Below are 13,476 nucleotides of genomic sequence, written 5' to 3' on the forward strand. Positions count from 1 at the left end.
TCCTTCAATCTCCAAGTAAGACCCTTCAATTTAGACGACGTCCCATGCATTCTCATGGCATCAGAAGTGAATTTTCAAGATAGCACTTAAAAGTCAAGCACCCTGTTCATGCCCTCAACAACCCGCTGCGGATTCGGAACCCATTGATCTTCCACACTCGGAAACGTGAAGGAAATATCCGGTGAAGCAATTCGCAGAACGGGCGCCTCAAGATGCAGAATCGCCCGTTCATTCAAACGCGCAATCACTTCCGCGGCAATGCCGGCGGATTGCTGGGCCTCCTGAACGACAACGGCCCGGTTCGTCTTCTTCACGGATTCCACAATCGTATCGGTATCCAAAGGAGACAGCGTCCGCAGATCGATCACTTCCGCTTTGACCCCTCTGGCTTTTTCGATTTCCTCCGCCGCCTTTAATGAGGTTTGCACCATCGCCCCATACGCAATAACCGTAAGATCATTACCTTCACGCACCACATTCGCTTTGCCGAGCGGTACCGTGTACTCCCCTTCCGGCACCTCCTGGCGGAACGATCGGTACAATTTCATGTGCTCTAGAAAAAATACCGGATCATTGTCGCGGATGGCCGAGATCAACAGCCCTTTGGCATCGTACGGATTTGAAGGAATCACAACCTTCAAGCCCGGAGTTTGAACGAGCAGACCTTCAAGATTATCAGTATGGTATTCCGCCGCCTTGACTCCGACCCCGTAAGGGGAACGGAACACAATCGGACTGTTAAAGCGCCCCCCCGACCGGATCCGCATGCGCGCCGATTGGCCGCAAATCGAATCCATCGCCTCGAACATAAAGCCGCTGAATTGAATTTCAGCCACCGGCCGAAACCCCTGCAGGCCGAGACCGACCGCCAAGCCGCCGATTCCCGATTCGGCCAACGGCGTATCAAATACCCGGTCTTCTCCAAACTCCTTCTGCAAGCCTTCGGTCGCGCGAAATACCCCTCCGTAATGCCCGACATCCTCACCGAATATCAGCACATTCTCATCCTTCGCGAGCTCGACCCTCATGGCGTCGGTAATCGCTTGGATCATGGTCATTTGGGCCATCGATCATTTCCCCTCCCATGCTGAAAATTGTTTCATTTGTTCCTGCAAATACGGCGGTGTATTTTCGTACATGGAATCGATCATCTGCGGAATCGTCATTTTTTCGATGCTCTCCGCTTTTTTAATCGCGTCGGTTACCGCATCTTTCGCTTCCTCGATCACCCGGTTTTCATCCGCTTCATTCCACAAATTTTTCTTTTCCAAAAATTTGCGGAAGCGGATCAACGGATCCTTCGGCTCCCACTCGCCCGATTCCGTCTGGCTGCGGTACCTTGTCGGGTCATCGCCGGAAAGCGAATGTGGTCCGAACCGATAGGTCAACGTTTCGATTAGGGTGGGTCCCCCGCCGTTGATTGCCCGCTCCCGGGCATCGGCGACCGCTTTATATACGGCCAGCACATCCATGCCGTCTACCTGGACACCGGCAATCCCTGCTGCCAAAGACTTTTGGGCAATCGTTTCCGCAGTGGTTTGTTTATGGCGCGGTACGCTGATGGCGTACCCGTTGTTCTGCACGACGAAGATCGCCGGAAGCTTGAAGGCGCCGGCAAAATTCAGGCCCTCGTAAAAATCCCCCTGTGAGCTTCCGCCGTCACCGGTGAAGGTGATCGCCACATTGTTTTTGCCACGCTTCTTTAAACCCATCGCCACGCCAACCGTTTGCACGATTTGCGCACCGATGATGATTTGCGGGATCAGGACATTAACCCCTGCCGGTATTTGCCCCCCATGCTGATGCCCTCTGGAGTACAAGAAGGCTTGATACAGGGGGAGCCCGTGCCATACAATTTGCGGGATATCCCGATAGCCGGGCAGAATGAAGTCTTCTTTGTCAAGCGCTGATTGGCTGCCGATCATCGATGCTTCCTGTCCGGATACCGGCGCATAAAACCCCAATCTCCCCTGACGCCCCAAGCTGATCGCCCGTTGATCCCAAATGCGGGTAAACACCATTTTCCTCATGATTTCTCTAAGTTGGTTGTTATTCAATTGGGGCATTTCCACCTCGGAAGCAACATTGCCGTTAACGTCAAGGACAGAAAGAGGCTTTACAGCTTCCATCCGGGCGGCATGCATGTTCGGTTTTTCCGCGATTCTCGTCATCTTTGCTTCACCTCAATAGTGTATTATGAATCACTGTTTTACAATATATATTTACTGTTATATAATTAAAAACTTTATATAATCGTCAATTTAAAGTAATTTATTAATTTCAAATATATATAACAGTTATTTAAATTATGTGCTACAGTTTGCAAAAGATCCATCCATATGTCAATAAATAATGATGAACGTTATTTTTGCCTAAAAAGGGTGGTTTCATCAATGAACAATTCCCGGTATTACAAGCGCATGATTGTCAGGGAGCGGATCAACTCCCAAGCCCTCGCAGAAGATCGCGTCGTTAAAGTGTTTTTGCCGCCGGGATATGATGAATATGTCTCCTATCCCGTGATCTACTGCCAGGACGGCGACGATTTCTTCAGACTCGGACGAATCGCCACTCATGCCACTCAGCTGATTCTTGACGAGGGGCTTGATCCTATGATCATTGTCGGCGTTGATGTGGACAAAAGAATCCGCTGGTCGGAATATGATCCGTCGGGTCCGCGTTTTGACGCCTACAAACAGTTTTTCGTCAATGAGCTCCTTCCCTATGTCGAAAGCCGTTTTCCGGCGCGACCATCCCCTGTGGAACGCATCCTGGCCGGAGACTCATTGGGCGGCACGGTTTCTCTGCATCTGGCCCTCGACTTTCCCGACAAATTTCACAAACTGCTTTCTTTATCCGGCGCCTTCCTGGAAAGTACCCGGAGCCGGATAGCCCGGGAAAGCGAGCTCTCCTGGCTCACTCTGTATATGCTGATCGGATTAGAGGAGCATAACGTCGTCACCAAACGGGGCAATTTCGATTTATTGGCGGCTAACCGGGAAGCTTCTCGTTTGCTGAAGGAGCGGAACGCGCGGATCGAGTATGTTGAAAAAAACGGAAAACACATTTGGGGTTTTTGGCAAAATGAGCTGCCCGCCGCATTCCGATTCTTCTTCAAATCCGCCTATACGTTATAGGCGGCCAAGCACGCAAAAAAACGCCGGGGTCCAATTCCGGAACCGGCGTTCAAAGGCATTCATGTTTAATTGTATTTCCGACTCATTCTTAACGATCTTTATCGTAACGCTCTCTCATCGTATCAGCCATTTGCCGGAGCTCGTTGGAAAGAGGACCGTCTTGATAAGGGGGCGGCAGCTGTAGAAACCGTTCAGGCAGCATTTTTTTCAAAGCCGCTACCAAGGATTCTACAGAGCATTCCCCCAGCGCCTCCCGCAAGCTGGCCGTCCTGTCCGGGTGAATGAGCGGATAGGGGAACCGCTCGTCAGGCGGCAGTCCGCCGGAGGCGATCCGATAAAATTGACGCACCTGCTCGGCTCGTTCCGCGCCCTGACCATCCGTAACGATAAAGGCCTGCAGAATGAAGGCGTCGATCTGCCGTCTTTGCGCGATTCCGCAAAATTTTCGTCCTCCGACGCTCAAATCAAAATCCCCTGGGCAGTAGGCCCCTTGGACTTCACCGACCTGAATGCGAACATCGCCGGCCAACAGGCGCAGCGCTTGTTCAATCCATTCCGCAAGCAGGGAAAAATCTGCGCGAAAATTTCTGCCGGCTGCCGATCCGGGGAGTATCACAGAGACGTTCAAAACCCCTTCATCAAGAGGTACCGCAGCCCCTCCGGAATTGCGGACAGCCACTGCGCAGCCTTGTTTCCTCAAGTGCTCCACCGCATCAGCAGCCTGCGGCAGCCTGCGGTCCCGCAAACCCAAGACCATTGCCTTCTTATGCCTCCAGAAATGAATCAGCGGGGGGGATCCCATGCCTGCCCGCCGGCAGTACCATTCATCAAACGCTAAAGGCTCCAGCACATCTCCCGTCAAACAGGTTTCCGCAACATCCACGATATGAAGCAGCGGGAACTGAATCAATCTTTTCATCTTTTTATATGCCTATCCCAGAATGGCCCCGATCCGTTCAAGCATATCCTCCGTCAATTGAATATCGATGGCCTGAACGTTTTCCGCGACTTGACCCGCTTTGCTGGCGCCTATCAGCGCGCTGGCCACATTCGGCTGCCGCAATATCCAAGCCAATGCCAATTGGCTCAGTTTAACGCCCATTTCCGTCGACACCCCCTCAAGCTGCTCCACCTTCGCCAAAATTTCATCATTCAGCATGCTGCGGATGAATACATTTGAATTGGGATCGGCCGCCCGGCTGTCATTGGGTATATCCGTGCCCCGCTTATATTTGCCCGTCAAGATCCCCTCAGCCAAAGGCGAATAAACCACTTGGCTGATCCCATTTTTTTCGCTGACCGGAATCACTTCTTGTTCAATATAACGGTTCAGCATATTGTATTTCGGTTGGTTGACGACGATCCGATCCAGCAGATAGCGATCCGCCACCTGGAGGGCTTCCCGGATTTGCTCGGCCGTCCATTCGCTGACCCCAACGTATAACACTTTTCCCTGACGAACCAAATCTTCAAGCGTGCGCAAGGTTTCGTCAACGGGCGTTTCGGGATCGTAGCGATGGCAATAGTAGAGGTCTATGTAATCCAGTCCCAGCCGCTTCAATGTCGCGTGAGCCTGTTCGAACACATGCTTTCTGGACAATCCTCTGTCATTAGGCCCTTCACCCATCGGCCAGAATACTTTCGATGCAAGTACATAAGATTCTCTAGGATATCTCCGAAGCGCTTCACCCACGATTTTTTCAGCTTCACCGCGCGCATATACATTGGCTGTATCAAAAAAGTTGATGCCCGATTCGTAAGCTTGGTCAATCGTCTTGAACGCCATATCCTTCTCCACGGATTTTCCGTAGGTCAGCCAGCTCCCCAAACCGATCTCGCTTACCTTCAATCCGCTTCTTCCCAATCTTCTGTACTTCATGGATTTATCATCCTCCTTGTAATCCTTCTTCATTATTTCCAGCACGTTCCACACTTCATTATAGAATGTTTCCGTCATTTTTCAAAGATTTCAAAATCCGCAAATCCTATACTCTATTAATCTATTCACTCTTCTATCCAACGGAATAAGATATTATATCTCAAGACGAGAGGAGGCGCTGATCCATCCGCATTTGAGAAGTAAAGACTTACAGCACCTGCAGGCCAGCTCCAAGCCGCCATACTGAAAACCTCCTCTTTCAATATAAGCGGGCAAATCCCCGTACACACCTGCGCCGTACGGGGATTATTCATTTACGGATTACTAAGCCGGTCATAATCCGACTCCCCCTTCCCGTTCGCTTGCTTACGCATGTTGTTACAGATACAATATTTTTAATCCTTTTATTTCTTGTCGCCAACATCATCCTTGAGGGAGAATCAAATATGACTAAACGGGTTTTGATATTTTCCGGGGGACGACTGGGCAAATGGGCCCTTGACGAAATCAAGCAGGGCGATATCCTCATCGGCGCGGATCGGGGTGCCTTCTTTCTCGCGGAAAACGGGTTGCAGCCCGATTTTTCGCTCGGCGATTTCGACTCTGTCGCCGAATACGAATTAGAGATCATTCGCCAAAGCAGCAAAACGTTCCTTTCCTTCGATCCCGTCATGAAGGACTGGACGGATACGGAATTGGCTATGAACCACGCCGTGCAAATGTGTCCGTCGGAAATTAAACTGCTCGGGGCCATCGGCACGCGCTTTGACCACTCGCTCGCAAATCTCCATCTGCTCTACAAATGCTATCAGCGGGCCATTCCATGCACAATCGTCGACGAAACGAACGACATTCGTCTAATCGACCATGAAACGGAGATCGACAAAGGAAGATATACGCACGTTTCCTTGCTTCCTTTTACTCATCAAGTGACCGGGATAACCTTGGAAGGCTTCCGCTATCCTCTGCACAAAGCCACTTTAACCTCGGGTGATTCTCTGGGCATCAGCAATGTCGTAATAGGTGAAAAAGCCAGAATCTCTATCGAAACCGGGCTTCTTCTGGTCATCCGAAGCATGGATTGATCCGATCCGTTCCGGAAACAGAATTTGACTCCAAGCCGAAATCAAATTGATTGCGGAAAGGGGGCTGTCTCCGAGTCATTCGACTTGTGAGACAGCCCCTGATTGTTTATACGAAATTATAGATCCGGGTGTTCATGCTTGGCTTTCAGCTTGTTCCAGCGGCGATCGACTTCATGTTGAAAATCCTGCAGCGCTTCAGCATATTCCGGCTTCAACAAATGCCTTGTTTTGCCCATCATCTTCAGCCACTCGCCAACCGGTATACGCTTGCCCTTTTCTTCCGGATTATATGTGATCGTCGTTACTCCCCTTTCGATCTCATACAGCGGGAAGAAACAGGACTCGACAGCATGATCGATGATGTTCGTTCCGTCCCTTTCCTCGGACAGCCAGTTCAACGGGCAGGTGATCAGGATTTTGCCGTAGACCAGCCCTTCATTTTGCGCATACCACTGTGCTTTGGCAGCCTTCTTCACCAAATCCTGCGGAAAAGCTTCAGATCCGGTAAAGACGTAGGGAATATTGGTCGCAGCCATGATCTGCGCCGTATCTTTATGGTGGAACAGCTTGCCGCCTTGATACTTGCCGACGTTCGAGGTAGACGTCCGATGGCCCTTCGGCGTGGAATAGGACAGTTGGGCGCCTGTATTCATATATCCTTCATTATCATACTCAACAATAATCATCTTATGGTTGCGAAGCGCAGCGCCGATGGCCGGTCCCATACCGATGTCCATACCGCCGTCGCCGGTAATCATCACGAAGGTGAAATCGTCCTGCAATCCGAGATGATCGAGCTCGCCGCGCCGTTTACGCTCCCAGAACATCTCGACGACACCGGACAAGGTGGCCGCGCCGTTCTGGAACAGGTTGTGAATGTAAGTCGCTTTATGGGCGGAATACGGATAGCCCGTTGTGACTACCATTGCGCATCCCGTGTGGAACAGAGCTACAATATCGCCTTCGATTCCTTTGAAGAACAGCTCCAAGCCCGAGAAGATTCCGCAGCCGGGACACGCCCCGTGTCCGGAGGCGATTCTTTTGGGTTTTTTGGTCAGTGCGCGAAGCGGCGGGACCTTGACTTTAAGCTTGCCGGTTTCTTCATCCGGCGTTACGGTAATCAGCCCCGTCTTCAGATCCTCATATTTCATCGGTTCGAGCACGCGTTTCGGAGCCTTGTCCGGATCCCCCGGCGTGTGACCGTAATAATCAAACGGCACTTCCACTCTGCCTTTGGCTGCGGCTTCGATGGCCAGCTCGAAGAAATGCAGGCCGTCTTCCGCGTAGAAGTCTTTGCCGCCAAGCCCGTAAATCCGGCTGATCACTTGCGTGCTGCGGTTTCCGTGAGTAAACAGGGCCGCCTTAATTTCATTTACCATGTTGCCGCCGTGTCCGCCGTAAGAATCCGCACGATCTCCCACCGTGATCGCTTTGACGTTCTTCAAGGCCTCGGCGATTTCCTTCTGCGGGAACGGACGGATCATGTTAGGCGAAATCGAACCCGCTTTAATCCCCTTCTCGCGCAGCTGATCGACGACATCCTTGATAATTTCCGAAGCGGAATTGAGCAAGAATACCGCTACCTCCGCATCCTCCATCCGGTACAGGTCAAGTATCGGATAATCGCGGCCGGTCAGTTCGGCATACTCCTTGCGGATCCGGTCGAAAACTTCACCCGCGTTGTACATCGCTACGGACTGCTGATAGCAGTTGTTGATGTAGTCTGGCTCGTTCATATACGGTCCGACCGTGATCGGATTATTGCGGTCCAATACATGCGGGAATCCTTCCGGCGGATGCTCGCCGATAAATGCGAACACATCTTCCCTTTGGGCAATTGTCCAAACCTTTCGCTTCTGGTGGGAAGTAAAATATCCGTCGAAGGATACCATAACGGGAAGACGAACCTTTGCATCTTCTGCCAATTTAATGGCCATAATATTCATATCATAGACGGCTTGCGGATCTCGAGCCATCAGAATGGGCCATCCGGTATTCAATGCATAGTACAAATCGGAATGATCCCCATGAATATCCAGCGGACCGGAGACGGAGCGGTTAACCAAGTTCAGGACCATTGGAAAACGGGTTCCCGATTGAACCGGCATTTGTTCAAGCATGTACAGATAGCCGTTGGCGCTTGTTGCGTTAAATACCCGGCCGCCCGCTGTCGAAGCGCCATAGCACACACCGGCGGAACCGTGTTCGCCGTCAGCCGGAATCAGCTTGATGTCATGCTGGCCGTTCGCTTTCATCAAATCCAGGAACTGAGCCACCTCGGTGGACGGAGAGATCGGGAAATAACCCATAATATGATAATTTATCTGGTGGGCCGCATAGGCGGCCATTTCGTTGCCGGATTCATAGACGACTCTCTGCTGGACTTTGCCAAGGCCTATCTCTTTCTTGATTTCAATCGCCATCGTTATACCTTCCTTTCCACTTCACGTGTTATTGAACCGCAAACCTGAGACGCTGCGGCACCCGGTGTTCCTCGGCATAGCCGTCATCATATTCGCGCGCTTGCGTCAGCGCCTGCGTCGGGCAAGCCGTGACGCATTTCAAACAACCTTTGCAATATTGGTAATCTATCCCCTGCAGAAACATCTGCGGACGTCCTTTTTTATCGGGAAGCTCATCCCATACGAAGCAAAAATCCGGGCATACATTGTCGCAAGCCGCACAGTGGATGCATTTTTCATCGTCAAAATGAGGCATCAACCCCGAACGCGAAATGCTCAAATCCTTCAGGACGCTGTTGCCGGGATTGGTGATCAGTCCGCCGATCGGCTGTGTCATGTATCCGAGTACCGGCGTATCCTGACGCACGTATCCGGGCATATGCGCGCCTGCGGGCAGCTTAAAGGTTTGGAAAGCAACCTCGGAGTAACCCCTGTCGAACGTTCTTAATGCAGGTTCGACCGATTGCGGGTATTTTTTAATCAGTGAATTGCGGATAACATCCCTCATGATTTGCGGGTCAAGAAAACTCATAAGACGGAACAGGCCCCCAAGCATTGCCATGTTGACCCGGTTCTTTTCCTCAAGGGCAATACCCGTGGCGTCTATAACGGCGATCGTCCCCGCAACCAGATGCAGCTTTTCTTTCAATTGTTCCGGCGTTTTTGAAGAGTTGACCAGAACGATGCTGTCCTCGTACATGCCGCTGATCACGTTGATTGTCTTGGCAAGGTTTTCATGAAAAATACCGATTACATGAGGTTTTTCGATCGGTGTAGTATCGCGTATGTTCGCATCATCATCGCAGAATCGAATATGTGCTTTTACCGGTGAACCTTTCTTCTCCGAACCGTATGAAGAGAAGCTGACGCCGTTCAGTCCGACCCCGACGACACCCGCCTCGGCCAGCATTTTCCCCGCAAGATTGGCCCCCAGCCCTCCAATCGACTCCAAACGGATTTCAAAAAATCCCAATTCATTCTTTTTCGGCAGAATAGACACGCCCATCTTCCCCTTTCACTTTCGTTGCCACACTATCATCCGGCTGCATCGATTTATAAATGAATTCAAAGAGATAATAAACGGATTGTAATTGTCACAAAATATTCTAAAGTCTATAATAACAGCAATCAAATATTATAGCAACAACAAATGTTTATTTTATCTTAAAATAGGAATCAGCACAACTCGCGTCCGCTTCAAAACCTCTGAAATCACGCGGTAATATGCCCTTAAATGCCATTATAACTCATTTATAAAGGTCTTAACAAAGCCAATGCATGACTTATAACAGTATTACTATTGTAATATAACAGATTTGCGAAGAATTAATCTCTTTCTAGCCCGATGACTTCCCCGGCAGCCCCGGTAATACCGATAAATTGAACAGGTTGATTATGGTCAGATACCATCATGATTGACTTTTTTCATTTGTTACTGAGCAGGTTGCCGTCTTGGTCATACGTGTATGCATAGTCCTCAAGACGAATCAAGTTGGAACGGGTGGCAATTTCGTTCTTGGAATTGTACGTCCAGGTCGTGCCGACGATCGTGTATCCGGCGCCAACTTCGCGAACCAGCTTGAACAGGGGCTCGTGCTCGCCCGGCGGCAGGTTCACTTCGCCGTTGACGATGTTGTCGATGACGGCCAGGATGTGCTCGATGTTGCCGGGCTGAAGCTGGCCGGGCTGCAATTGTCCGGCCCACTGGTCCTGCAGCTTCTTGTGCAAGCTGAGCTTTTTGCCCTGGCCGCGCTCCAGCGCATTATCTGTGCCGGTCGAGCCGCCGCAAGAACCGACTCCCTTGCCGTTGTTGCCGTTGCCGTTCCCATTGCCTTTGCCGGCTTTGCCGTTCATCGCCGCCAGGATCATCTCCATGAACTGCTCGATGTCGATGGTTTCCTGACTGTTCGACTCCGCGCCCTGAATGATCGCTTTGCGCACGGTGCGGTTGCCGGAGGCGTCGTATTCATAGAGGATGACATCGCCTGCCGGCGTGGTCACCCGGTTCAGCTGCTCGCGCGCGTCATAGCCGAATTCCGACACCCGTCCGTTCTCGTCGGCCTTCGTGACGAAATCCCGCGCGTTGTGCTCATACCCCGCCGCAACCAGCGGTTCGCCGTTCGGTCCTTGCGTCGTCCGGCTTTGAATCGTATGGTCCGGACGAAACACCGTCTCGGTCGAGGTGCCGTTCGGGAATGCCATGTGCGTGACGTAGCCGTCGTTGTCGTATTGAGAGCCCGTACTCGTAGCCTTGGGGGTCCTTGAAGCTCAAAGCCCGGCCGCTGGCGTCCCGCACGTATTCCATGCGTTGGCCGTTGATGGTCTCCGCGCTCAGATCGCCGTTGTCGTCATATTCGTAGACAACCTGGTCGCCGTTATCATAGGTTGCGCTTTTTACCTGATTGTTGTCGTAATACGTAAATTCGATCGTGCCGCCCGATCCGGACTGCTTCAATAGATTGCCGGCCGGATCGTACTGGTATAAGAACAATTCGACCTATGAACAGGATTACATGGGATTTGGTCGACATAATCATCTATGTTTCGATTTTTTTTCGTAAATTTTCCCCAAAAAAACCGGAGTACGCACCTCCGGTTTTGCATTTCCGCATAAAAAATGATTCCATATGAATTCTATTTACCGTTAATCATTGGGGCATGGCATCGGCCTCCAAACGGATAAAACGACCACATGATCCGCTTGGTGATTGAGCGGTAAAGGAATTCCGCATTTTTTGCCCGTTAATTCACATAGCTGTTCTGATACTGCTTCAAAAGATCGCCAAAGGAGATCGAAGGCAGCGGAGGACTGAAGAAATAACCTTGAATTTCGTCGCAATTGTGGGTGAGCAGGAAATTAAGCTGATCTTCATTTTCCACTCCTTCAGCGATCACTTTGAGTCCCAGGTTGTGAGCCAATGAAATGATGCTCGACACAATACTCGCATCATATTTGTCCGACATTATATCGCGTGTAAAAGATTTGTCGATTTTCAGCTTATCCAACGGAAACCGCTTCAAATGAATCATCGAGCTGTACCCGGTGCCAAAGTCATCCAGATTAACCTTGATTCCGTTTTGCTTGAAGCTTTCCAATAAGGTGGCGGCCTTCTCCAGGTTCATCGTCACGCTCTCGGTGATTTCCAACACCAGCATTTCAGGCGGAATATCATGCTCACGCAGCTCCCTCATCACCGATTCCACAATGTTCGGCTGCAAAAATTGGCGAAGCGATAAATTGACGGACACCGGAACCGGATCGATTCCGGCTTCCTTCCAAATTTGAATCTGGCGGCAAGCCTCCTTCAGTACCCACTCGCCGATCGGAATGATCATCCCGGTTTCCTCTGCCAATGGTATGAATTGAGACGGAGCGATCAAACCTTTCTCCGGATGGTTCCAGCGAATCAGCGCTTCGATGCCGGTAATCCGACCCGATTGCATATTTACCTGAGGCTGATAGTGCAGCTCGAACTGTTTCTGGACGACCGCTCTTTTCAAATCACTTTCGATAATCAGCAAATCGTCCGACAGCGGATTCATGAGCGGATCATAAATTTGGAATTTGCTTCTGTTCTCCTGAGCCCGGTACATCGCAAAATTGGCATTTCGCAGCAGCGACTCCAGGTCCTCGCCGTGACCGGGGTAGACGGAAACCCCGATATGTACCGTTATATGAATTTCATTGTCCTGGATGAAGAATTCCTCTTCAAACAACTCGCTTAATTGACGCGCGAACTCCGAAACATCCTCCAATTCATCTATATCCTGCAGCAGCAACTTGAAGTCATCCCCGTCCATTCGGCTGAGCACATCCCCTTCACGGACAATGCTCATTATCCTTGAGGCCACATGCTGAAGCAATTGATCGCCAAAGGTTCTGCCCATCGCGTCGTTGATGCTCCTGAAACGGTCGATATCCAGCACCAATAAGGCCAGCTTCCGGTTAACCGCATTCGTCTTGACCACAGCGGCGTTGAAATGCTTTTCCAGCATTCTTTGATTGGGCAAACCCGTTAGATGATCCGAATAAGCCATCCTTTTGATCAGCTGCTCGGAGCGTTTGCGTTCCGTAATTTCCCTGAAAATAGCCAGGAAAGCTCTGGTCCTGCCAAATGTGAAAGGCTTCGCGCTGACTTCATATTGGAGTTCCGTATTATCCTTCCCCGTGACGTTCCATTCAAAAGTGCAGCCATCATTTCCGTTCAAACTTCTCCATAACTCGATGATCTGCATTTGTTTATCCTCGGACAATTCGGCGAATTGCTCCGACTGAAATGACAGCAGCTCCGCCCGGCTGTATCCCAACTGCTTGCACATCACTTCATTGACATCAAGCGTTCCCCGATATTGGCCCGCTTCATTCAACTCAATAATCACGATCCCGTCATTCGCAGTCTGAAACAAGCTCCGAAACTTCTCTTCACTGCCTCGCAGCGCTTCCCTCGACTTCCAAAGCCTTCGCATGTACCGTCGCATGACCAAGCCGAGCAGCGAACCCGTAATTAAAATATAAAAAAGCCCCTTTATTATTTCCGCGGCAAGAAAGCGTTCTCCCCAGATCTTCCCCGCAAGAAAGTCCGACGCAATCACCAACAGAAACCCGACAATCATGTACACGACTGTTATTCTCAAATAAACCGATTTTTCCCTGGAATGTTCGAAGGACGTCGGGACGGCGTTCACGCTTTTAGTTCCCCCCTTCATTGCCGGTTATGCAAGATTTCATAACAGGTGCTTTAATCATATATGTTTTTCGACACCGGCCTGCAAATTCCTTTATTTTCATCGGCTGCTTTTCGAACAAATTGCTATATTTCTACGGTTTCAGAGCGGTTTCGCAGCATATAATTTCATATAGAAAGTTCCTTCAGAGCAACGTATAATAATAACGATGTTTATTTCTGGGAAGG

At 50.5% G+C, this 13,476-nt stretch carries 10 protein-coding genes; 2 read left to right on the forward strand and 8 right to left on the reverse strand.

Features of this window, described 5'->3' with window-relative positions:
- Nucleotides 1-86: 86 nt before the first annotated feature.
- Both VF724_RS09555 and pdhA read right to left on the reverse strand, forming a co-directional pair.
- Nucleotides 87-1,067 (reverse strand): alpha-ketoacid dehydrogenase subunit beta, encoded by a 981-nt coding sequence (locus tag VF724_RS09555; RefSeq protein WP_371754016.1) that lies wholly within the window; start codon nt 1,065-1,067, stop codon nt 87-89.
- A 3-nt stretch (nt 1,068-1,070) separates the two neighbouring features.
- Complete coding sequence (gene pdhA / locus VF724_RS09560) at nt 1,071-2,171, reverse strand: pyruvate dehydrogenase (acetyl-transferring) E1 component subunit alpha (protein ID WP_371754017.1); 1,101 nt, start codon at nt 2,169-2,171, stop codon at nt 1,071-1,073.
- A 222-nt stretch (nt 2,172-2,393) separates the two neighbouring features.
- Here pdhA and VF724_RS09565 point away from each other — a divergent pair, with 222 nt between their 5' ends.
- Nucleotides 2,394-3,137 (forward strand): alpha/beta hydrolase, encoded by a 744-nt coding sequence (locus VF724_RS09565; protein WP_371754018.1) that lies wholly within the window; start codon nt 2,394-2,396, stop codon nt 3,135-3,137.
- Between the two features lie 88 nt (nt 3,138-3,225).
- On the opposite strand, the gene VF724_RS09570 is transcribed toward VF724_RS09565, so the two are convergent.
- Nucleotides 3,226-4,056, reverse strand: coding sequence for a lipoate--protein ligase family protein (locus VF724_RS09570; RefSeq protein ID WP_371754019.1), 831 nt, complete (start codon nt 4,054-4,056; stop codon nt 3,226-3,228).
- 12 nt (nt 4,057-4,068) lie between these two features.
- On the reverse strand, nt 4,069-5,016 hold the full coding sequence (locus VF724_RS09575; RefSeq protein ID WP_371754020.1) for an aldo/keto reductase family protein: 948 nt from the start codon (nt 5,014-5,016) through the stop codon (nt 4,069-4,071).
- A gap of 446 nt (nt 5,017-5,462) precedes the next feature.
- Here VF724_RS09575 and VF724_RS09580 point away from each other — a divergent pair, with 446 nt between their 5' ends.
- Nucleotides 5,463-6,101 (forward strand): thiamine diphosphokinase, encoded by a 639-nt coding sequence (locus VF724_RS09580; protein ID WP_371754021.1) that lies wholly within the window; start codon nt 5,463-5,465, stop codon nt 6,099-6,101.
- Between the two features lie 116 nt (nt 6,102-6,217).
- Here VF724_RS09580 and VF724_RS09585 read toward each other — a convergent pair whose 3' ends face one another.
- From VF724_RS09585 to VF724_RS09600, 4 genes are all read right to left on the reverse strand, one after another.
- The gene (locus tag VF724_RS09585) at nt 6,218-8,524 is read right to left on the reverse strand and encodes a thiamine pyrophosphate-dependent enzyme (RefSeq protein WP_371754022.1); all 2,307 of its coding nucleotides are present in this window, start codon (nt 8,522-8,524) and stop codon (nt 6,218-6,220) included.
- A gap of 28 nt (nt 8,525-8,552) precedes the next feature.
- A complete protein-coding gene (locus tag VF724_RS09590; RefSeq protein ID WP_371754023.1) occupies nt 8,553-9,563 on the reverse strand; it encodes a 2-oxoacid:acceptor oxidoreductase family protein in 1,011 nt (336 codons plus the stop codon).
- 425 nt (nt 9,564-9,988) lie between these two features.
- Nucleotides 9,989-10,765 (reverse strand): RHS repeat domain-containing protein, encoded by a 777-nt coding sequence (locus tag VF724_RS09595; RefSeq protein ID WP_371754024.1) that lies wholly within the window; start codon nt 10,763-10,765, stop codon nt 9,989-9,991.
- Between the two features lie 540 nt (nt 10,766-11,305).
- Nucleotides 11,306-13,249: a putative bifunctional diguanylate cyclase/phosphodiesterase gene (locus VF724_RS09600; RefSeq protein WP_371754025.1), complete on the reverse strand. Its 1,944-nt coding sequence runs from the start codon at nt 13,247-13,249 to the stop codon at nt 11,306-11,308.
- Nucleotides 13,250-13,476: the final 227 nt, after the last annotated feature.

The sequence above is a fragment of the Ferviditalea candida genome (assembly GCF_035282765.1).
Lineage (GTDB): Bacteria > Bacillota > Bacilli > Paenibacillales > KCTC-25726 > Ferviditalea > Ferviditalea candida.

Bases quoted from the DNA above. Each gene is read 5' to 3' on its own strand.
- VF724_RS09555 (WP_371754016.1), bottom strand. From the start codon at position 1,067: ATGGCCCAAATGACCATGATCCAAGCGATTACCGACGCCATGAGGGTC.
- pdhA (WP_371754017.1), bottom strand. From the start codon at position 2,171: ATGACGAGAATCGCGGAAAAACCGAACATGCATGCCGCCCGGATGGAA.
- VF724_RS09565 (WP_371754018.1), top strand. From the start codon at position 2,394: ATGAACAATTCCCGGTATTACAAGCGCATGATTGTCAGGGAGCGGATC.
- VF724_RS09570 (WP_371754019.1), bottom strand. From the start codon at position 4,056: ATGAAAAGATTGATTCAGTTCCCGCTGCTTCATATCGTGGATGTTGCG.
- VF724_RS09575 (WP_371754020.1), bottom strand. From the start codon at position 5,016: ATGAAGTACAGAAGATTGGGAAGAAGCGGATTGAAGGTAAGCGAGATC.
- VF724_RS09580 (WP_371754021.1), top strand. From the start codon at position 5,463: ATGACTAAACGGGTTTTGATATTTTCCGGGGGACGACTGGGCAAATGG.
- VF724_RS09585 (WP_371754022.1), bottom strand. From the start codon at position 8,524: ATGGCGATTGAAATCAAGAAAGAGATAGGCCTTGGCAAAGTCCAGCAG.
- VF724_RS09595 (WP_371754024.1), bottom strand. From the start codon at position 10,765: ATGGCATTCCCGAACGGCACCTCGACCGAGACGGTGTTTCGTCCGGAC.